Source organism: Pyramidobacter sp. YE332, from assembly GCF_033060595.1.
In the GTDB taxonomy this organism is placed as follows: Bacteria; Synergistota; Synergistia; order Synergistales; family Dethiosulfovibrionaceae; genus Pyramidobacter.
Map to the genome: position 1 here is coordinate 2,585,950 of NZ_CP133038.1, position 20,114 is coordinate 2,606,063.

Sequence of the window (20,114 nt, forward strand, 5' to 3'; positions counted from 1 at the left end):
TGAAGTCGCCGAGTACGATCTCCAGAGAGATCAGAAAACATGCAGAGACTGTCTTCAAAGGCTGTTATGGCCGGACAGCAAACTGCTGCCTTCACCGGTATGACTGCTCCGTTACTTCCCTTTGTAACACCTCTCCGAAATGCCGTTCACTGTGTTTCCGGTGCTCAAGATGTAATACGATGTGTCCTGACTTTAAGGAGGAGGTCTGCCCGCAGCTTTCGGTTCCTCCGTATGTCTGTAACGGCTGCCCCAACCGTCACCGCTGCACTTTAAAAAAACGGATCTATTCTGCTAAATCTGCAAATGACTCTTACGAGAAAACTTTGCATGAGGCTCGTGAAGGCTTCAATATCTCCGATGCCGAGCTTGCAGATATTGATTCTTTTTTCTCTCCTCTCATCAAACAGGGGCAGTCTCTCTATCATATTATCCGTAATAATCGAGATACTGTTCCCTGTTCTGAAAGTACCGCCAGACGGCTCCTGCTTTCGGGTATTTTAGAGGCACGGAAAATAGACTTGCCCCGAGCTGTCCGTTTTAAGAAGAGAAAGGGAAAAAGAAATAACATGAAGGTGGATAAAAAATGTCGTGAAGGCCGTACCTACAATGATTTTCTCTCTTTTTCGGAGAAACATCCGGACATGCTTATTACCGAAATCGACAGTGTCGTTGGCACCGCAGGAGGAAAAGTTCTTCTGACTGTCATCTTAAGAAACTGCAACTTTATGCTGGCTTTTTTGAGAGATAAAAATACTGCTCAATCTGTTGAGCAGATTTTTACAATGCTCTTCACTCTTCTGGGCAGGAAACGCTATAAGTCCATGTTTCAGGTCCTTCTTGCTGACAACGGTACAGAGTTTTCCAATCCGACGGCTATCGAAAAAGGTCCGGACGGAGAAAGAAAATCATATATGTTCTATTGCAATCCACAAGCACCGCAGGAAAAAACGAAGGTTGAAAATAATCATACTCTCATTCGAAGGATCCTTCCCAAGGGAACAACTTTCGACAATTTATCCCAAACTGATATCAACCTGATGATGTCTCATATAAACTCATTGAAATTCTTCAAGGTAAATGCAACCCAACATCCGGTACCCCGTTGCATTAAATCTGAATTAAAAGGAGCTTGCATTTAGGGCTTGTTTAAAAAACGTCAAAGTTGCCTAAATCGATCCAATCGCTTAAACTTTTCTCATGGAAGAGAGAAGATATGAACTGACCTCCAGCGAGTGGAATCGAATCAAGAGAATGCTGCCGCCCGAACACCCGAAATCAGGTCAACGTGGACGCCCGGCAAAATACGATAACCGCAGGATCATCAATGGGATTCTGTGGCTTGCCAGAAGTGGAGCGCCATGGAGAGATCTTCCGGAGCGTTACGGCAAATGGCAGGCAGTTTACGCACGTTTCAGGCTGTGGAAACAGCGGGGAATATTCGAGGCGATCTTTGCCGCCCTAAGCGCTGATGCCGACATGGAAAATCTCTCTATCGACTCCACGTCCTGCAAAGTACATCAAAGTGCCAACGGGAGAGGGAAAACCCCGGAAGGGGGAAAAAAGGGGCTCAAGCGATTGGCATGTCCAGAGGCGGCAAGAATACGAAAATTCATGCGATAGTAGATGGTTTAGGCAATCCGCTGGCGCTCCTGCTCAGTCCCGGCAATGACCACGATTCCCGCCATGCCGTGTCCTTGCTCGGGCAAGCGGAAATCAGAGGGAGCAACGTCATCGGCGATAAGGCTTACGGTTCGCAAGCCATCAGAGAGTACATTACTTCTCGGGAGGGAAGTTACACTATCCCGCCGAAGAGCGATAATCCCGAACCGTGGTTTATAGATGAGCATGTTTACAAGGAACGACACTTGGTTGAATGTTTCTTTCAGAAAATCAAATGGTTCCGTAGAATTTTCACCCGCTATGACAAACTTGACGCTTCGTTTTTCGCTTTTGTTCTTGTCGCTGCCAGTGTTATTTTATTGAAATAATACAAGCTGAAATGTTTTTTAAACAAGCCCTAGTCTGAATTGATGAAAGAACTTTCTTACGAGACAACAGATCTCGGAAAGGAGTTCATCATCATGAACAAACATTTGACTCTGGCTGAAAGAAAAGCCATTGAAAGCGCCCTCAACCGGCGAGAATCTCTCAGAAGTATTGCCTCAACGGTTCTGAAGTCGCCGAGTACGATCTCCAGAGAGATCAGAAAACATGCAGAGACTGTCTTCAAAGGCTGTTATGGCCGGACAGTAAACTGCTGCCTTCACCGGTATGACTGCTCCGTTACTTCCCTTTGTAACACCTCTCCGAAATGCCGTTCACTGTGTTTCCGGTGCTCAAGATGTAATACGATGTGTCCTGACTTTAAGGAGGAGGTCTGCCCGCAGCTTTCGGTTCCTCCGTATGTCTGTAACGGCTGCCCCAACCGTCACCGCTGCACTTTAAAAAAACGGATCTATTCTGCTAAATCTGCAAATGACTCTTACGAGAAAACTTTGCATGAGGCTCGTGAAGGCTTCAATATCTCCGATGCCGAGCTTGCAGATATTGATTCTTTTTTCTCTCCTCTCATCAAACAGGGGCAGTCTCTCTATCATATTATCCGTAATAATCGAGATACTGTTCCCTGTTCTGAAAGTACCGCCAGACGGCTCCTGCTTTCGGGTATTTTAGAGGCACGGAAAATAGACTTGCCCCGAGCTGTCCGTTTTAAGAAGAGAAAGGGAAAAAGAAATAACATGAAGGTGGATAAAAAATGTCGTGAAGGCCGTACCTACAATGATTTTCTCTCTTTTTCGGAGAAACATCCGGACATGCTTATTACCGAAATCGACAGTGTCGTTGGCACCACAGGAGGAAAAGTTCTTCTGACTGTCATCTTAAGAAACTGCAACTTTATGCTGGCTTTTTTGAGAGATAAAAATACTGCTCAATCTGTTGAGCAGATTTTTACAATGCTCTTCACTCTTCTGGGCAGGAAACGCTATAAGTCCATGTTTCAGGTCCTTCTTGCTGACAACGGTACAGAGTTTTCCAATCCGACGGCTATCGAAAAAGGTCCGGACGGAGAAAGAAAATCATATATGTTCTATTGCAATCCACAAGCACCGCAGGAAAAAACGAAGGTTGAAAATAATCATACTCTCATTCGAAGGATCCTTCCCAAGGGAACAACTTTCGACAATTTATCCCAAACTGATATCAACCTGATGATGTCTCATATAAACTCATACGGGAGGAAAAAATTTAACGGAAAATCTCCTGCAGAGATCTTTATCAACCTGTATGGCGAGGATGTATTGCATTTACTCGGACTCGAACTTATTCCGCCACAGGATATCTGTTTAAAGCGGACTCTTCTCGCCGGTAAATAACGGCTCCTTTTTAATTTCTTGATTGCATTAACTCTGAACTGAAAATTTTGCTTTCAGTTGAGGATCACTTTTGTATGCACTTTTTTCGGACAATTTCCTCGTAACAGCTTTTCATCCCCTTGAATTTGTTCCGTTAGCGCAATCTTGATCGTTATTATGTGTTCGTAATGACTGCTTGCTGCTTTTGTCCTGTCAAAGTAAATGCAACCCTGTCGCATTTACTTTGACGAGGTTGCATTTACTCTGAAAATTTACCGATAAAATATTTCCGCCGCAAGCGACGCCGCAAAGCACATGCAAAGCCACATCCGCAGCGAGCCGATTTTTCTCGAACCATACGGCAAGACCAAAACGAAACAAATCCCGTGGAACAAAAAAACGGGGAGCGCTCTTTATTCGAAAAAGAGCGCTCCCCGCTGCCGCGCGCCTAGTGGATCTGCAGATATTTTTCGGGAATCTCGACTTCGGTCATGCGCTGCGGCCCGACGCCAAGCGTGTAGGTGTCCTGAAGGAGCAGCACGTGATTTTTCGCCTCCACGCCCGTCTGGGCGTCGGCATAGCAGCGCCCTTTCCATGACGAGCTCCCCGATTCCTCGTTGAAGAAACCGATCACTTTCGAAACGGTGAAGTAACGCCGGAACTTCTGATGCGTGACGCCCCGATCGGCGCAGTCGATCGCGAATTCGCCCAGCGCCTTCGTCGTGGAAAAGCCGAGTGGATAGCGCCACAATCCCATGCGGCCCTTTCCGCCGCGCGCCACCACAGTATCCTCGAGGCGCTTCAGGATCGCGTCGAAATCCCCCGCCGCGTCGGACAGGTCGAGCCCCAGCGCGCCGGGAAAACCGATCAGGGGCGAATCGCCCTCGATGAAATAGCCGCCGAGCTCGAGAACGCACTTGAGCAACGGCTCCGACTGCGCGTCGTTTGTGCAGAAAAACGCCGTATCCTTGCCGTATTTGTCGAGCCAGCTGGGCATCTTTTCGAGAATGAACTGCTGCGCGCCCGCCACGCCCACGTCGCTGGTAGGATCGGGAGCGGTTTCGAAATGGAACTCGACGCCGATGTCCCTGCAGGTCTGCTCGATGATCTTACGACGGCGCGAAAGCAGCTCGTAACTCATATGACGCGGGAAGGAGATATGCACGTAATGCTTGCACCCCAGCCGCTTGGCGAGAACCACGTTCAGATAGCCGCGCGAAATCATGTCGTTGCCCGTAGACAGATCGGCGACGCTGTCGATCACCTGAGGATCCTCCTGCGGGTCGCCGCTGAACAGCAGAATATCCGGCCGCTTTTCGCGGATGCGCCGGAACGCTTCCGTCGTGCCCGGAATGGCCTGATTGACGACGACGGCCCTCATCAGCGGATCGTCGGCGAAAGAAGCGATCTGTGAGATCGTCGTCTCCTGCTCCGTCATGAAATTGTCGGGATAGGTCACGTGATTGACGATGCCGCCGTGCATCACGTCGCCGTATTTTCTGATCAGCGCTTCGGCGCCGCGCAATTCGTCTTCCGACTGCGAAACGGTTCCCGTGCAGACGCCGATGTGGAACTTCGCCGGCTCCGCCGCAAAAGCCGTTCCCGAGCACCAAGCCGCTCCCAGAACCAACGCCGCTGCAAAATATTTTCTCATACCTTCCGCCACCTCTTTCCATAAATTTTGCTCCGCGCCACAGAGTAATTTTAATATATTGAACATAAAGAGGCAATCTTCGGCAAAAAACTACGGCCCCACCCGGCAGATGCCGCAGCGCGCCTGATTCCGACAAAAACAAAAAAGAGCCCGGCGCAATGTCGGACTCCCTTGCGAATTCAGCCGCGCCACCGCAGCTGCGGGGAAGATCAACCAAAGATCAATCCTTGGCGGGAATCACGTGAATCGCCTTGATCAACAAATGCACCCTGTCGCCGGGATTCAGATCCAGCTCGGCCACTGAATCACTTGTCAGCACGGAACTGAGTTTGCCTGCGGCATCAAGGGTGCATTCGATCTGCGACATAATCTCGCCCTTCTTCACCGCCTGGACCGTCGCCATCAGGTCGTTGCGAACGCCGTATTTCATAAAAAAGCCTCCTTCGATTTTATTTTGACCATAAATCAATATTAAACTATCATCGCCTCACCCGATTGTCAATGAATCTCTTATAAATATTATTCTTTTAAGAATAGATATCCAAACGCCGCCCAACATTTTTGCAGTTCAATCGCCGGCTCCGGACAAAAAAGTTCCGGCTCTTTCGAACCGGAACCCGTCTCTCCGAAAAAATCATTTCGCGCCGCCCAAAAATCCACCGAGGAACGGCCCCGCATACTGCCAGATCAGATAAACCGCGATCACGATCAGCATGACGATCTTGAGAACCCGCTTGAAACCGGCGGTTCCCGCGTTCTTGGGCATCACGTCGCCCAACTTCTTGCGATAAGAAACGCCCTTGCCCAGGCCGAGATTTCCGAAGATGCCGTTCGTGCCGACGTTGATGCTCTTCCCCTTCGGCCCGATCGTGGCGCTGACGCCGGTTTTGCTGATGTTGATGCTGATGCCGGGCAGAATTTTGATGCTCTTTTTAAAGCGCAACCCCATGTTGTCCAGCCTCCTTCGAATATATCCGCGCCCCGCAAAAACGCGCGTCCGCAAAACAGCCCTCCATATACGACTCAATTTGTACATAAATTATAACTTACGGCAAGACGCTGTCAAATAAGTTTTCCGTGGAAGAACGCCATGAAGGAAGCCCCCGTCAGACCTTCAGTGCCAGCTGTTTCTCGCCGTTATGGATACCCCGGCGGCAGCCCGTTGTAACGGCACGTGGTGTCGAAGATAAGTCGAGGACAAAGAGACAATTACCGTTTCAGGCCCATCTTCTCATCCAAGAAAAACTTGGCGATGCTGAACGCGCAGCCTCTTTTGATAGTGCAACGAACTGTAGAAAAGGAGATGAAAAAGATATGGCTTTTTCATTCGGCTGACCGATGAAAAAAAACATCTTGCCGCCAGCTACGTGAAGCTGCATTCGATGTTCATCGGAGAAGTCTTTAAAACCTAGATTCCCGTAACCCCACACTAGAAAAAGACAACCAGCCCAGCTGAATCCCGCTAAGACACTGAGTTTTGGCGGGTTAATTCTTGTCTTTTTCATCGTTACGTATTATCATACGTAACTAGATAAGGAGGCAGGAAGATGGCTTTGGTGAAGCAGCTAGATAAAAGAAGCGGGATCACGTATGTTTACGAATCGGTATCGTATTGGGACAAGGAGAAGAAGCAAGGGCGCTCCAAGCGAAGGTTGGTAGGCAGATTAGATCTCCAAACGGGTGAAGTCGTAGCGACAGATGGTCGTGGGAAACGTCGCAGCACACAGGCAGCGGATCCTCCTGCCAAGCAAGGGGCGGTTCCCGTGTCGACACCCGATCGACTCTTCTTCGGAGCGACCTACCTGTTTGACCAGATCGGGGAAGTGACCGGAGTGACGGAAGATCTCAAGGCCTGCTTCCCCGGGCAGTACAAGCAACTCCTCTCCATCGCCTACTACCTTATCCTGGAAGACCAGAATCCGCTCTTTCGTTTTAAGAAGTGGGGCAAGCTCCACCGCCATCCTTACGGCAAGGATATCCCTTCCCAGCGGAGTTCTGAATTATTCCAGTCCATAACGGAAGAAGGCAAGATGAAGTTCTTCCGTCTCCAAGGGAAAAGGCGTGTGGAAAAAGAGTACTGGGCTTATGACAGCACCTCTATTTCCAGCTATTCCGAAGCCCTGAGAGAAGTCCGGTACGGGAACAACAAGGACGGTGAGAAACTGCCGCAGGTGAATCTGGCTCTACTGTTTGGCGAAAAGTCCGGCTTGCCCTTCTATTACCGGAAACTGGCCGGAAACATTCCGGATGTGAAGACCATTCGCGAGCTGCTGAGGGAACTGGACATTCTTGGTTACTCCAAGGTGAAGCTCGTCATGGACAGGGGGTATTACAGTGCGGACAACATTAATGCCTTATACAAAGCGCATGTGAAATTTTTGTGTGGAATCTCAACCGCTCTGAGCTTTGCCAAAGATTTCATCCGTGAGCTTGGATCCCAAAAGGACCGTTACGCCGCCTACAACAGCAGGCTGGAACTGTATGTGTTCAGCAAGACGATCGCCTGGGACTACGAACAGGAAAGGCCGTATAAGGGAGATGTTCTGAGCGGAAAGAGAAGAATGTATCTGCACCTGTACTTCAATCCCGACAAACTGGCGGATGACGGCAAAGCTTTGAACCGCAGGTTGGACAGCCTCAAGGAGGAACTGCTGAGCGGTCACCGAAAACCGGAACACGAAAAGGACTACCGAAAATATTTCAAGGTGAAAGAAACTCCCAAACGCGGCATTGCGCTTGACTATAAGCAAGAAGCGATGGACGCGGCCTGCGAGCGCTACGGTTTCTTCGCCCTCATTAGCAACGAAGTCAAAGATCCCGTAACAGCCATCCAGCTTTACCGGATGCGCGACGTGGTCGAAAAGGCATTCTGGAACGTGAAAGAACGATTGAATCTGCGAAGAACCCTGGTTTCTTCCGAAAGAGCGCTTGAAGGCAAGTTTTTTGTCGAGTTTCTCTCACTTATTTACCTTTCCTACCTCAAGAAAAAAATGGAAGAAAACGGACTATATGCAGATTACACCATGCACGAGTTACTCGACGAACTGGATGTCATTGAGTGCTTTACAGAGCCCGGGAAGGCCCTATACCAGGAGAAGTGCTCATGAAACAGGAAGAGATCTACAGAGCGATGGGCGTGACACCTCTCTTGGCTAAACCAGAAAGTTGAGTTAACGATGAACTCCTAGGGTGGTGTTTCGGGAATCCAGGTTAAAAGGGCCCTGTTTGACCGCATCGAGGAATACGATATTACCGTCGTCAAAGATGCTTACGATGAATACATAAAAAGCGGCAAAAAGAGTCGGCCGATCAGAGGCTCTGGAAAGAAGTCAATTTTATGAGATACGACGTCTAAACAATTCCCCAATTCGACCGGGAGTTAAAAACTCGACAAATATATGCAGCTCATGATCAGGTCATGGATCAAAAAAACTTGTTGAATGCGGAGACCTAAGGATCCATGGGAAAGAGCCTGCAGGCAATCGCAAAGGACAATAACGGCATCGAATCAGAGATTATCATCTAATTTGCTTCATCGACGGTTATGAATTGATTATTTCAGCCCTGAACGTCAGACATCAGCGAGAAGTTCACAAAAATGAGCTTGTGATAATTGCCCCCGGTTGCGGATCCACTTCCGTTGCCAGGGGCATCTGTGCCAACGTCAACGTTCAAGGATGAGTCATAGCTTACGACCACTGGCGGATATGTGCAAAGGGTTAGGCCGCACGTGCGGCCGTCGCTTTTAGGAGCCCATCTCCGCGTGAGCGGAGGTTTGTACATCAAGGACAAACGCGGAAGAAAACGGCAAGGTCCATCTCCGCGTGAGCGGAGTTTTGCACGGGAAGCCTCCGAAAACAACATCAACTGGAGGTCCATCTCCGCATGAGCGGAGGTTTGCCAGAGCGGCCTGCGCTTTTTCAAGCTCGCTCAGGTCCATCTCCGCATGAGCGGAGGTTTGCAGAGCCCCTGCCGCTGCAGATAATCGATCAAAGGTCCATCTCCGCATGAGCGGAGGTTTGTCTTCAGTGTGTATCATGTTCAACTTATCTCTTCAACGCAGTTCCCAAGGAATTTCCTGGTCGCCGTACGATAGGGCACAGATCTGCACCATGGACAGCAACAGCATTCACCACATATATAAAAAGTGCAGCGCTGTTTGCGCAAAGCACATCGGAGGGCTTCCTTCGGAAACACGATGTTCATATCGACAGACACTGTGTGTTATCTGTGTCGTCTGGCCCTGAAATTATCTGAATGTTCCGCCGCATAATTTGGGCAACTATTCTTTCTACAAGACGGGCCGTCTGCACTTAGAGCTGTCGTCATCCATTTCTTCTTCCAAACGCGTGACGGCGTTCATCAACTATCCACGTACGATTCTCGCATAACATTTCGCCGTCAAGGCAAGCCTATATTTTTAACGCCAACGAGTCTCAAGGAGCTCCGCTCTTACGACGGAAACAACATGTTTGCAGTGCGGGCAAAAAACGCGCTGTCCATCGGCAGAGATACGGATGTCAAACTCCTTCGCGCCAATAGAAGAAATTATGGTTCTTCGATGAGCTTCAGGGTGTAAATCTTTTTTTCGAGATCACACGCGATGACTTCAGCCCGAAAAGTTTCCCCCTCACGAGCGTGGGGAATTCCCGGAGAAAAGCTGACGTTCTGCGCGCTGTCTTCGTCGACAAGTTTATATCGAGGCTTAATCTTCCCTTTGACTTTACGGGAACCGCAGCACATTGCTTCAACGATGTCGCCCTCGATATACCTCATGCCGCCCTTTCGGGCCATTTCCCGCAGAGTCTCCCGGCTTGCTTCCTGCGCTGACTGCTGACGGTTCAGCCGTCCGTATCCGGAACTGCGCTTCGCGCCAACGCCGCGTTCGCCCAAGACATGCTCGAACAGTTTCTCGATTCCCGCCAGAAGGTCTTTTTTCCTGCCGGCGTCGGGTTCTTCGCAGTCGCAACCGACCAGAAACGTACCTCTGACGGAAACGAAGCTGACGGGAACGGGGTCGTCAAAATCGCTGGGGACAGCAGGCTCTTGCTTGCTGTAATAGCCGCTGTGATGGCACGTGACGACGTCGTCGTGAAGACAGTTTTCAAGGCTCTCGGGGGTGATCCAGGCGTCGTGAAAGCGCACGTATCCCTTCGCCGACGCTCCGTCCGCGGCGGCGCTTCCGAAGATAACTTTGCTGTTTTCGAGCCACGCGGCGGCGGCCTCCCCGCCGGGCGCAGCGTTTTTCAGCGCCTCGGCGCAGTAAGCGGCAAGAACGCCCTTCAGAGAGCTGGCGGGAATGATGGGAACGCCATACGTGTGTTCCAGGGAAAGTCCGTTTTCCAACACGTTTTTTCCGCCCAGGCCGACGGCCAGAGGCGCCGTCGTGCGGAACTCGAGCAGCATAGCTCCAGCGGCCTTAAAGGCGTTTTCACGCCGCCGATAGGACGTTTCATAAACGTCTTTCGCACATTTCAGCGCCTTTTTCATCTGCTCGTAAAGCCTCGTACGAGCCATGATCGCGCTATCCCCGCCGCGGGCATCTTTGCTCGCGTCTTCTATTTCTGCCAGAAAACGCTCCATGACCAGCGAAGCATTTGAAGCGCCGTCATCCTTGCACAAGCAATCAAGCGCTTTTCGGCAACTGTTCATCGGGGGCCTCCGTTTTCCGCGCCGTCAAGGCTTTCGCAGCAGCGTTTGATCCAGGCGGCAGCTTCCAATGCCCGGCGGCTCAGACGCATGTACTCCTTCAAATCGGCTTCTCTGGCGCTCGCGACCAAGTCGTCGGAACATCCCGTTTCGACGTTTTGCAAAACTTCCTGCAAACCTTCAAGGTACTTGGTCTGTCCCTTCGCGTCGGCAAACGTCGCCGCCTGGACGAGGCCGCAGCTGTGGATCAAGCACGGGAACGAAAGGGCAAAGCGTTTATAGTCTTCATATTTCCCGCCTGCGCAAACTTTTTTCACGGCGGTAAAAGCGGCCCGCGCCATTTTTTGCCCGTTGGTCAGCATAACTTCATCTTTTTCACTCATGAAGCTCACCGGCCTTTTCGATGTCCTTGAACAGGCAGCGGACGTGCCCCTTGCCGGTAGTCGCTTTGCCGCCCAGCTGCAGGGAGAGCTCGGAACCGCAGAATTGCTTTAAAAGCTCCCCGCTCGTGGGCGTTTCGTCCTCCGGCGCGCCGTAAATTTTATCGCACCAGACCCGGCCGACAAGGAGCGTCTCGACCGGCAGCGTTTCCTCATACCACAGCGCCCCGTCGGCAGCCGCGCCGGTTTCCTGGTCGACCTTGATGTGCGGCGTCACTTCCGTCCCGGCTTCGCACAGGAAGGTAAAGATGTCGTCGTGGACGACGGCGAAGCGCGCTTTAAAAGTTTTTTTCCAGCCTTCGTCATCGCCGAACAGTGTCTGGGCGATTTTTTCCGCCCAGTTTTCGGCGTTTTCGTTAAAAGCCGAGGCAAGGTCAAGCTCTTCAAGATACATCTTCCCGCCCGGCTCTTTGGTAAGCGCCGTGTCTTGAGCCGTAAAAGCCTGAAATTCGTCAGGAAGAATCACGGGCGGCGCGGAGCGCTCTTTGACGTCGCGGGCACAGCGCTCCAGGCAGAAGGGCGACGTTATCCAGGCGAAGGTGCCGTAAAAGCTGCGCACGGGCAGGCAGAGGATATGCGCGTCAGTGAAGACGAGCGAACCGGAATTGCTGCAATCATCGCCCGTCGCGCCGAAAGCGATCCTGGCATCGCCTTCTCGTTTTTCCGAATTGTTGGAAACGTTGTGATGGGCGGCAATCACGCCTTTGACGCTGCTGCCGGGGATATAGGGCCAGTTGGTCACCTTCTCGCGCACGACCGGCAGATCGATATAGCCAAGTCCGCGTCCCGCGCCGATATGAATCGGGCTGAGCGCATGAAGCCAATAACTTTTTTCAACGAAAGTTTTTTCTCCCATGTTCGTCCTCTCCCCTATTTATGTTCTCGCCAGCCGCCCCACAACGCCAGGCCGAATCCGTCGAGCCGATCCTGCGGCTCGTCGCAGACGGAACGGAGCCAGACCCGATCAGGGACAAAGTTCCCCGCAACAACTTCGAAAAAATAGACGCTGCCGGCCGGGACCATGCGCCGCATGGGCTTGGGGCCGGTTCTGCCCTTTTCGTGACACCAGCCGGAAAGAGGCTGCCAGCGACCGACAACGGCGGATACCAGCCGCACCCGCACATCCGTACCAGGCAAAATTCCTTCGCGAGGCGGGGTCTTATCCCCGCCGATCCAGCCGGGATACCAGCCGTTCGCAAACAGCGCCGGCGTCGCCAAGATCATGCGGATCCGGTCACCACCGCGCAGACAGTCCAGGCAGGGGGGGCAGCGCCATGCCGCGTCGTCATCTGTCTGCCGAAAATCGGCAAGACGACGCATCCCGCCGACGGGAGCGGTAAAATCTCCAAGCAAGCGGGCCGCTCGTTCGTCGATCTCCAGTGCCGCCGCAATGGAGGCGTATGTTCTCTCCGCCGTCCGGTGCACGAAATCGAGTCCCGTGGAAGAAAAGATCTTCCCGTCGCCGGCAGCGCCCGTTTCCGGCGCGATGCTGACGTGAGTACGTTCGTCCTTGGGAATGTCGTCGAGCCAGTCGTCGCCGAAATCAACGCGCCCGTCGCGCCCGTAGCGCTCCGTCAGTCCTCTTTTTCCCTCGCACAGCCAGCGGGCGTAAAGATCCAGCGACCAGTATCCGCCCCGTTTTTGGGGCTTGAAGTTTTCCTCGGTATCGGGCGACGGCAGCAAAAGCCCTTCAAGCGGCATGTCCGCAGACTGCTCGTCTTCTAACTCCGCAGGAAGGAGCTGGTACGGCTTGCCTTCCTGAGTCTGGACGAAATCCAGAGGCCGGGGAAAATAAAATTTGCCACCGATCTCGGGAAACGGACCGCGCACAGCGATCGAGCGCAGATATGACGGAGTCTCCCCGGTCAGCTTCCAGAGCGCGGTGCGCACGGAACCGGCGGCCACCGTCTGCGTCAGCCAGTCAAGGGAACGGACGCGCGCGCCGCCGCCTCCGGAGCCGAAGGTGCGCGCATCGCGAGCAATCAGCGGCTCGATGGGAATCATCCGGTATTTCATCGTTCGGCCTCCTTCTGCGGAGTCGGCTTCCGCGTATAGCGGCGGGCAAACGCAATCCACTGGCCGACGACAAGCTCATCGGCGAGTTCTTTGACCCCCGCGCCATCCCCGAGCTTGCGTCCGATGTAGCGGGCGATTTCCGCCTCGTTTTCGGCGGAAAGGTCCGTGTCCTTGCGCGCGAAAATGCGCATGACGTCGGCTTTCACAGCTTCGGCCAGCGACTCTCTGTCGTCCCAGTTCTCGTAAAAGCGGGCCGTCTCGAGCAGTTCGTGCGGGAACTTATCGGGAATCTCGCCTCCGGCAAAGCGGTCGCCCCACCAGTCAAGCCGTTCGGCCAGAGAACGCTGAACCAAAGGCTTCTCTCGTCCGTCGTTTTCGCTGGCAGCGGGCCACTGCTCGCGCACCGTTACGGCAATGTTGCCGCGAGCGCGGACGGCAACGGCCAGTCCGTTCCGATCCCTGCCGACGGCGGCTTCGCCGTGGAGCCCGTTCTTGGCGTCGCTCTCGGCGCGGCGGGCAAACTTGAGCAGCAACTCCAGATCTTCCAGAGCATGAGCGATGGAAACGCCGATGGAAAGCGTCGGCCGGCAGCCGAAAGGAACGTCGGAACTCATGATATGCCGAATTCGGACCGCAGTTCCCTGGCGCAGTCAAGAGCGGTATCCAACGGCAGGAAGGCAAGCACGTCATCTCCTCCGGTGTAAACGGTAACGCCGTAATGTCCCTTGATGACGTTTCTGGCCCGACAGGCAAAATCGGCAAGCTTTTTTGAAAAGCAACGGTGCGATTCGGCGTCTTTCATGTTGTCCAGAATCGCTCCCATGCGGTCTCCGTCGGCGCTGAGCACGGCAAGATACGGCTCGCAGGGGCGGTCGCAGGGCTTCAGTTTCGACAGCACGCCGACAATTTTACGGCACTGCTCCGCAACTCTCTCAGCTACGTCCTTCCCTTCGTTTTCGGCATCCTTTTTCATGCCGGCATAGCGTCCGCGCATCAGCGCTTCGCCGCCGTAAGGGAATTTCTCGTAAAAATCCGCCCCCACCGCGGAGAGAACGCCGCACAAATTCAGTTCCTCGCATGCCTCGAGGATCGTCTTGCGGTCCGCTTCTTTCATCTTGCCAGCCGCGGCAAACACGCCGCGCACCCAGGGATCGACGGCAACGCGGGAAACAGGAGGAAAATTCTTCGCGTCGGAGATGCGCTTGATCACGCCGATGGCGTCGAGCGCCTCGTTCCGCTTGAGGCGCAGCGTGCGGGTCATGGCGCGCTGCTGCGCGTCGGAAAGACTCTTGCCATCTTTGAACACGCTCTCGCGCAGTCCGTCCAGCGAGCTTTTGGCCACGCGATCCGCGCACGGGGAAGGGCTAAAGTCACGGATGTTCTTGCGCGCGGCCAGAAGTTTGGCCGCGGTTCTGCGTGCTTCGTCGTACGGACGTCCGTCGAGAGGCGTCCAGACGCAGTAAAATTCGATAATATCGTCCAGCTGCCCGTTCCAGCGCTCCATGACGACGAGATCTCCGACTTTTCCGCCCTCTTTGCCAAGCGGCGTGTCGAGCGCTTCGCGCCCGTACTCAGCCAGCCGCGCCTCCGCGGCCTTCTTTGCCTCGTTTTTGATGCGCCCCAGTTCCTCGGCGTCGGCGGCAGTCACTTTGGCAAGGATCACGTTGGCGATGCCGTCCGACAAGGACGAGTCTTGCACAGCGTCGGGAAAAATCAGAGATCCGCCCAGATCCCTCACGCAGCAGGCCACGGCCTTGCTCAGCTCGGAAAGCATCCGCGACCCCATCCAGAGGTCGTGCGTGCGGCGCGCGGCGGCGATAAAATCCTGCACGGGGCCGATGGCGATCTGCAGTAAATAGTTCCGTTCGCTCACTTCCCCGTCACCTCCTTAAAACCTTTTTCTCTTAAATAGGCGCGGAACGCCTCCAACGCGTTGCCGGTGCTGGAACGATTTTCCATCGGAGAACCCTTGTAATTCGCGAACTTTGCCCCCTGGTAGTCGCTGCATTCTTTATCCAGTTTATTCAGTCTTCCCCCAAGTTTGTTTCCGCTCAACCTCAGACCACAGGAAAGATCCGGTTCGGGCAGAAAGACAGCCATGCTCAGAACACGGCCATCCTTCAAGCGCAGCGGACGCAGAATCACCGGGCTGCTCATGCGCTGCGCACCGACAGGGAGCAGCTGCTGGCACGACTTCGGATCGCCCGACGTCTTAAATCTAAAGCCGATCGGCATGCCGAAGACCGCGCGGGGGAAACCGTACGGATGATCCGGTGGATAAACAGCCTCATGTCTGGGATCGCGCTGGCCCGTCAGCTTACGGATCGTGTCCGCCTCGGGCCAGCGCGAGCGGCCGCGTGTCCCGTTTCGCCCTACGTCTTTTCCCTGCCTAAACTCGCGCAAACACCCGACAGCCTCCTTCCAAGCGACAATGCTTTGCTTGGAGTCGCACTCTTTCGTCCACACGCGCAGTCCGCACGAGACGGCCAAAGCGCGCGCTTCTTCTTCGTTCTCAAAAGCCAGTTCAGGGCAGAAAACCGCCCCGCAGCCACGCCGCGTGCGCGCGCCGACGCCGCCGAAATTGGCCCAGGCGCGCAGACTGCGTTCCAACTGTTCCTTGAGCTCGGAGCACAGCTGCGGCTCGCAGACGACGCCCAGATCAAAATTAAACTCGGGAAGGACTCCTGATTTATCCCTAAACGGGAAGAGGGCGTACTGAGCGTCCTTCACCGGTTTCAATACGACAGACTGGCCTGCCCCCTCTTTTATGAACACTCCGACGCGGCTGGTATGCTGCAAAGCGGCTTTGTCCCCGTCGGATGACGCCGCGAACACTCCGCCCCAGAGCGCGCATTCCTTTTCTTTCAACGCGTTGCCCCGCAGGCCGCGAACGCCGTGCAGCAACCGCCACCAAAAGCGCAGCTGCCCCCGTATGGAAGGCGCCCGCACGGGAAATTCTCTGCCAACCTCTCCGGCCTTGGCGCCGCCGCCGAACATGGGCGTGATGACGCTGCACGCGTAAACCTTGCATTCCCGCGCGGGCAAGGCCCCCAATCGAAGCGCTCCGCCAAGTTTTTCCGCCATACTCCTCACTCTGCCGCCTCCTCCCAAACAGACAAAACAACCGCGCACACCGCGGACGGCGCGCTGCGCCCGACACCTTTCGACCTTGTCCTGCCGTATTTCATTTCAGCAAGTCAAATATACTCTAACATATTAAAAATTTTTGAGCCCACCGCGTCCATGCTCCCGCAAATACCATGCGCATTCCGCTTGATCCCCGGAGGCGCCACGCCGAATCCGCGCCTCGACGCGGCGTTGCCTGCGCGCCTGCCGTCTGGGGCGCTCATCGATCAAGAGCCCGTTCGCTCGACAACGTGAGCCTTGAACCGCAGCACGTCTTTCAGCAGTTTCTCGACGCTTCGATATTCTTTTCGAATGTCTTTTTCGATTTCTGGCAGCGTGCCGTTTTCAGCGTTTCCATCCAGGCCGTAAATGTCGATTCTCACGCAGTCGCCTGAATCCCACACCGGCAGCACAAAGCCCACCTGACGGTGTTTGTCGAAATGAAGCGCCTGTTCGCGCTTGAACGCGTAACGGTTCGCCAGCGACAGCGCCAGAAAGCGCCGCAACGACTGAGGATCACGCTGCACGGCCAGCCAGCCTTCCGTTTTTTTCATACCTCCCAGCGTCCGGAAAACGCCTTTGTAAATTTCTTTGCACAGGTATTTCATTCTGTCCACGTCGCTTTTTTCCTGCGTCAATTTCTGCACATTGACTTTCAGACCCTTAGGCAGCGCATCCGCGTACCCTTCAAGCTGGCGGCCGACAAAATTCGCTTCGTTTTCCGTGCGCCGATGCCGCGCTTCCATGTACTCCTGACTGACCGTGCGGTCGGCCTGCACGTCGCAGGCGTCGATAATACGCATCAGCGCCGTCAGCCGCAGAAAACGCTGAATTATCGCATCCCGCGTTTCCCCGGTCCGGACATGTCGAAAATCCTCCACGCGCAAAATCTTGTCAAGCCTCTCTTCAAGCGGTTCCAGCGTCTGTTTAAAGTCGTCCGGACACAGCGTTTCGCCAACCGGTTCAACGACCTCATTCGCCTGCGCTGTGCCGTCGGCGCAGCACAGTTTCGTGTAATGACGGTGATATTCGGCTACCAGCGGGACATAACGGGCCAGAAACGCCTGCTTTTCCCCGTTCTCGTCAAGCGGTCTTCCAGGCGCTCCGCCCGGTCTGAAATAGCGATCGGGCTCCTCGCGCAGCAGCGACGCCGTCAGCAGATGGTGCATCTCGCGCACCGCCGAGGGAAACAGGCCGAGCGGAAAATCTTTGTCGCATCCGCGCTCCGAGGCCCCCGCGTAGGTCAGAGCCGTGTGGCCGATGTCATGCAGGTAAATCGACGCGATCAGCAGCGCCAACATCTCGGGATGCTCGTCGTCGAAACCAGCTTTTTTCAGAGGTTCTTCCGCGCAGCGAAACAGATTGACGGTGAACTCCATCAGACGTTTGGAATGCCGGCGGCTGTGCTCGACCGTTTCCGGGATCTGGTCGCCCAGCCACAGGTGTTCCCACTTGCAGACCAAAAGATTTTCGAGATATTCCGCCCATTTCCTGCCTTCGCCGCCGCAGCGCCGCAGCCGCTCGAACAGAGCCTGCCCCGTGCCGAACGGCCTTTTGCGCATCGCATCATAACTTTTAATTAGGGCCCCCGCCATTTTCCCAGAATCCCGCACCCACTGCGGCAAAGAGGGCGCCTGCATCATCTCCGGGTTTCTGTCGAGCGCTCTGAGCATATTGATCTCCTCGTCCAGCGCGGCGTAAGCATATCCCAGCGGCATGCTCATCAGCTCATACGCCTCGGGAGAATCTTCAAACGTATACAGACAAGGCAGCCCATGAAGCTGCGCGTATGCGGCGGCAAACGCGGAAATCGCCTTGTAGCCGCCTGTGGAACAGATCACGACCTCTTCCCCGTTCTCCTTCTTCTCAAGACATTCGTCAAATTCACGATAGAGATCGACAACAGACTGGTTGAAGCTCTCCTTGTCCCGAACGTCGATGGCGACCGGACGTATACCTCCCTTTTCGCCCTTTTTCCCCTCTTCGCAGACCAGCTTCTTGATTCTTCCTTTAAAGCAGAGTCTGACCAGTCTTTCGAGAAATACCCGAACACAGAGCGCCGTCAGTTTCGACACCGCCGTTTCCGAGGGAAGCAGAAGGACGTGCAGCCGCTCGAACGCAGCTTCGCCATCCCTCTCAAGGATGCGCCGCAGCCAGCGGTACAGCGTCTGCACTTCCGCCGAAGGGAAACGAAAATCCCGTTTGTCCAGCGCCTTTTTTTCCTCGCCAGACAACGATGAAGAATCCAGTATCTTCATCAAAAGCTCCGTCTTGGGAGACGCCGAACCTCCGATAAGTTCCCTGACGCCTTTCTCAGAAGCGTCGCAAAGGCGTTTCGCCTCCTGCTCCTTTTTTTCCGCACTCAGATTCTTGTCCAGCCAGAATGCAGCGGACATTCCCACCGTGCAAATCACCGTAACGCGCTTCATACGCTGCCCTTCTTCCTCGACGAGCCAGCCGTCCGACGACTGCCCGTTTCATGCCGTCGAAAACTTTTACAGTTACGCCGCTTCAACAGACAAAAGGTTGTTTTTTCGTGATTTTTCAATCTTAAGCAGTTATACCTAATATATGTTAGTATAATACTATGCGTCCAAACTTTTCTCAAGAAAAAATTTTCATCGCGTTCGAAAGGATCGTGCTCATGAGAACAATTTATGTGGTAACCTGCGGCACAAGCATTCTTACTAACGGGGCGTCGGAGACCGATCGGATTTTTCTGCGCGAAAACGCCAACAAGCTTGAACAGGACTATTCCCCGGAGGAGCGCGACCGGCTTGAAAATATCGCCGCTTCGCGGCGCGAGACTCTGCTCGGGGAAAGCGACGAAGCCCGGATATGCCGCTGTTCCGCCGAACTGAACGGCTTCCTCAACTACCGCCGCACCAGTCCCGCAGCGCAGAACAGCGCCGGAGACATGGCGTACTTCGTCTGTACCGACACGTTTCAGGGCAAACTGACCGCTCGAATCCTCGCCGACTGGAGCAGAAAACGCGGAATGGCAGCCGACGTCGTAAAAGTCGAGGACCTGAATACCGCTTCCGTCGAATCGTTTCACCGCGGCGTCAACAACCTCATCGAATGGTGCCGCACCACGCTGTCTGCAGCCCGGGAGAGCGGCTCCCGCATCGTTTTCAACCTGATCGGCGGTTTCAAAACGCTGCAGGGATACATGCAGACGCTGGGAATGATCTATGCTGACGAGATCTTCTACATTTTTGAATCAGGGCACGAGATCATCACCATCCCCCGTCTGCCGCTCGACATCTCCTCCGCGGCCCAAAAGGCGATCCGCACCCACCTTGCCGTCGTACGCCGCATGAATTACCGCGATCTGCCCGCCGCAGAGTGCGCCGGCCTGCCGGAAACCATGCTGACTGTCATGGACGGACAATGTATTCTGTCGGTATGGGGCAAAGTGATCTTCGACGAGGTCAAGAAAGAACTGTACCAAGAGAAACTGCAGCCGCCAATGATCGATTCGTTCGAGTTCTCCCCCGGGGCGAAAAATGACGCCGAAAAGCTCGATCCGCAGCAAAGAAGAAGGCTGAATGACGCCATCGACAACTTCGGCGCCTGTCTGGAAACGGGACAAAATCTGCAAAGACTCGACTTCCGCGCACTGAAAGGGAATCCCAAGCCTCCGTCCACGCACGAATTCAACATATGGAGCACGCAAAACGGCTGGCGCGCCTTCTGTCATTACGAACAAGACCGTCGAAAATGGGTCATCGACCGCTTCGCCGTCGGCATCGGCCACTGATACAGCGGCCGTGACGGGCGTGGCGCCTGAAAAAGAGTTCCAACGGAAACAGCGCTTTCCGCAGGCAAAAGGAATCACTGCCACCAGATTCCCGTCCTCTGCAGCCCCGCTGA

17 protein-coding genes and 1 CRISPR repeat array are annotated in these 20,114 nt (G+C 54.1%); of the genes, 5 read left to right on the top strand and 12 right to left on the bottom strand.

Annotated features, from left to right (window positions below; genetic code table 11):
* The first annotated feature begins 179 nt into the window (after positions 1–179).
* The 3 genes from RAH42_RS12150 (at position 180) to RAH42_RS12160 (ending at position 3,374) form a co-directional block, all read left to right on the top strand.
* Positions 180–1,139 (top strand): IS30 family transposase, encoded by a 960-nt coding sequence (locus RAH42_RS12150; RefSeq protein ID WP_317539609.1) that lies wholly within the window; start codon positions 180–182, stop codon positions 1,137–1,139.
* Positions 1,140–1,197: 58 nt separating this feature from the next.
* A protein-coding gene (locus RAH42_RS12155; protein WP_317539161.1) for an IS5 family transposase occupies positions 1,198–1,988 on the top strand; the annotation gives its coding sequence in 2 pieces (ribosomal slippage) (positions 1,198–1,566 and positions 1,569–1,988; 789 coding nt in all).
* 363 nt (positions 1,989–2,351) lie between these two features.
* Entirely contained in the window at positions 2,352–3,374 is a 1,023-nt protein-coding gene (locus RAH42_RS12160; protein WP_317539274.1) for an IS30 family transposase, read from the top strand.
* Between the two features lie 427 nt (positions 3,375–3,801).
* Here the strand turns inward: RAH42_RS12160 and RAH42_RS12165 are convergent, their stop codons facing one another.
* The 4 genes from RAH42_RS12165 to RAH42_RS12180 all read right to left on the bottom strand — a co-directional run bounded on the left by RAH42_RS12165 (position 3,802) and on the right by RAH42_RS12180 (position 6,512).
* Complete coding sequence (locus RAH42_RS12165) at positions 3,802–5,007, bottom strand: DUF3798 domain-containing protein (RefSeq protein WP_078014945.1); 1,206 nt, start codon at positions 5,005–5,007, stop codon at positions 3,802–3,804.
* A gap of 220 nt (positions 5,008–5,227) precedes the next feature.
* The gene (locus tag RAH42_RS12170; RefSeq protein ID WP_078014944.1) at positions 5,228–5,437 is read right to left on the bottom strand and encodes a TOBE domain-containing protein; all 210 of its coding nucleotides are present in this window, start codon (positions 5,435–5,437) and stop codon (positions 5,228–5,230) included.
* 204 nt (positions 5,438–5,641) lie between these two features.
* On the bottom strand, positions 5,642–5,956 hold the full coding sequence (locus tag RAH42_RS12175) for a DUF4236 domain-containing protein (RefSeq protein ID WP_078014943.1): 315 nt from the start codon (positions 5,954–5,956) through the stop codon (positions 5,642–5,644).
* Positions 5,957–6,224: 268 nt separating this feature from the next.
* Complete coding sequence (locus tag RAH42_RS12180; RefSeq protein ID WP_317539610.1) at positions 6,225–6,512, bottom strand: hypothetical protein; 288 nt, start codon at positions 6,510–6,512, stop codon at positions 6,225–6,227.
* Positions 6,513–6,554: 42 nt separating this feature from the next.
* On the opposite strand from RAH42_RS12180, the gene RAH42_RS12185 reads away from it, so the two are divergent.
* Positions 6,555–8,114: an IS1634 family transposase gene (locus RAH42_RS12185; RefSeq protein WP_317539611.1), complete on the top strand. Its 1,560-nt coding sequence runs from the start codon at positions 6,555–6,557 to the stop codon at positions 8,112–8,114.
* Between the two features lie 642 nt (positions 8,115–8,756).
* Positions 8,757–9,030: direct repeats of the CRISPR family, unit length 29 nt; unit sequence AGGTCCATCTCCGCATGAGCGGAGGTTTG.
* A 525-nt stretch (positions 9,031–9,555) separates the two neighbouring features.
* Here the strand turns inward: RAH42_RS12185 and cmr6 are convergent.
* The 8 genes from cmr6 to RAH42_RS12225 form a co-directional block, all read right to left on the bottom strand.
* The gene (cmr6, locus tag RAH42_RS12190) at positions 9,556–10,659 is read right to left on the bottom strand and encodes a type III-B CRISPR module RAMP protein Cmr6 (protein ID WP_078017073.1); all 1,104 of its coding nucleotides are present in this window, start codon (positions 10,657–10,659) and stop codon (positions 9,556–9,558) included.
* Positions 10,656–11,039: a type III-B CRISPR module-associated protein Cmr5 gene (locus tag RAH42_RS12195; RefSeq protein ID WP_078017072.1), complete on the bottom strand. Its 384-nt coding sequence runs from the start codon at positions 11,037–11,039 to the stop codon at positions 10,656–10,658. The genes cmr6 and RAH42_RS12195 overlap by 4 nt, the downstream gene beginning before the upstream one ends.
* Positions 11,032–11,952, bottom strand: a complete 921-nt coding sequence (cmr4, locus tag RAH42_RS12200; protein WP_078017071.1) for a type III-B CRISPR module RAMP protein Cmr4 — start codon at positions 11,950–11,952, stop codon at positions 11,032–11,034. Before cmr4 ends, RAH42_RS12195 begins: the two co-directional genes overlap by 8 nt.
* 14 nt (positions 11,953–11,966) lie before the next feature.
* On the bottom strand, positions 11,967–13,112 hold the full coding sequence (locus tag RAH42_RS12205; RefSeq protein WP_078017070.1) for a type III-B CRISPR module-associated Cmr3 family protein: 1,146 nt from the start codon (positions 13,110–13,112) through the stop codon (positions 11,967–11,969).
* Positions 13,109–13,726 carry a hypothetical protein gene (locus RAH42_RS12210; protein ID WP_078017069.1) on the bottom strand — a complete coding sequence of 206 codons (618 nt, stop codon included), beginning with the start codon at positions 13,724–13,726 and terminating at the stop codon, positions 13,109–13,111. Before RAH42_RS12210 ends, RAH42_RS12205 begins: the two co-directional genes overlap by 4 nt.
* Positions 13,723–14,985, bottom strand: coding sequence for a type III-B CRISPR-associated protein Cas10/Cmr2 (cas10, locus tag RAH42_RS12215; protein WP_078017068.1), 1,263 nt, complete (start codon positions 14,983–14,985; stop codon positions 13,723–13,725). The genes RAH42_RS12210 and cas10 overlap by 4 nt, the downstream gene beginning before the upstream one ends.
* Entirely contained in the window at positions 14,982–16,196 is a 1,215-nt protein-coding gene (gene cmr1, locus RAH42_RS12220) for a type III-B CRISPR module RAMP protein Cmr1 (protein ID WP_078017067.1), read from the bottom strand. The genes cas10 and cmr1 overlap by 4 nt, the downstream gene beginning before the upstream one ends.
* Before the next feature lie 269 nt (positions 16,197–16,465).
* Positions 16,466–18,667, bottom strand: a complete 2,202-nt coding sequence (locus RAH42_RS12225) for a hypothetical protein (protein WP_078017066.1) — start codon at positions 18,665–18,667, stop codon at positions 16,466–16,468.
* Between the two features lie 215 nt (positions 18,668–18,882).
* Here RAH42_RS12225 and RAH42_RS12230 point away from each other — a divergent pair, with 215 nt between their 5' ends.
* Complete coding sequence (locus RAH42_RS12230; RefSeq protein WP_240496170.1) at positions 18,883–20,001, top strand: putative CRISPR-associated protein; 1,119 nt, start codon at positions 18,883–18,885, stop codon at positions 19,999–20,001.
* Positions 20,002–20,114 lie beyond the last annotated feature (113 nt).

Bases quoted from the DNA above. Each gene is read 5' to 3' on its own strand.
- RAH42_RS12225 (WP_078017066.1), bottom strand. From the start codon at position 18,667: ATGAAGCGCGTTACGGTGATTTGCACGGTGGGAATGTCCGCTGCATTC.
- RAH42_RS12175 (WP_078014943.1), bottom strand. From the start codon at position 5,956: ATGGGGTTGCGCTTTAAAAAGAGCATCAAAATTCTGCCCGGCATCAGC.
- RAH42_RS12205 (WP_078017070.1), bottom strand. From the start codon at position 13,112: ATGAAATACCGGATGATTCCCATCGAGCCGCTGATTGCTCGCGATGCG.
- RAH42_RS12195 (WP_078017072.1), bottom strand. From the start codon at position 11,039: ATGAGTGAAAAAGATGAAGTTATGCTGACCAACGGGCAAAAAATGGCG.
- cmr1 (WP_078017067.1), bottom strand. From the start codon at position 16,196: ATGGCGGAAAAACTTGGCGGAGCGCTTCGATTGGGGGCCTTGCCCGCG.
- RAH42_RS12170 (WP_078014944.1), bottom strand. From the start codon at position 5,437: ATGAAATACGGCGTTCGCAACGACCTGATGGCGACGGTCCAGGCGGTG.
- RAH42_RS12165 (WP_078014945.1), bottom strand. From the start codon at position 5,007: ATGAGAAAATATTTTGCAGCGGCGTTGGTTCTGGGAGCGGCTTGGTGC.
- RAH42_RS12180 (WP_317539610.1), bottom strand. From the start codon at position 6,512: ATGAAAAAGACAAGAATTAACCCGCCAAAACTCAGTGTCTTAGCGGGA.
- cmr6 (WP_078017073.1), bottom strand. From the start codon at position 10,659: ATGAACAGTTGCCGAAAAGCGCTTGATTGCTTGTGCAAGGATGACGGC.
- RAH42_RS12160 (WP_317539274.1), top strand. From the start codon at position 2,352: ATGTGTCCTGACTTTAAGGAGGAGGTCTGCCCGCAGCTTTCGGTTCCT.
- cmr4 (WP_078017071.1), bottom strand. From the start codon at position 11,952: ATGGGAGAAAAAACTTTCGTTGAAAAAAGTTATTGGCTTCATGCGCTC.
- RAH42_RS12150 (WP_317539609.1), top strand. From the start codon at position 180: ATGTGTCCTGACTTTAAGGAGGAGGTCTGCCCGCAGCTTTCGGTTCCT.
- RAH42_RS12210 (WP_078017069.1), bottom strand. From the start codon at position 13,726: ATGAGTTCCGACGTTCCTTTCGGCTGCCGGCCGACGCTTTCCATCGGC.
- RAH42_RS12230 (WP_240496170.1), top strand. From the start codon at position 18,883: ATGAGAACAATTTATGTGGTAACCTGCGGCACAAGCATTCTTACTAAC.
- RAH42_RS12185 (WP_317539611.1), top strand. From the start codon at position 6,555: ATGGCTTTGGTGAAGCAGCTAGATAAAAGAAGCGGGATCACGTATGTT.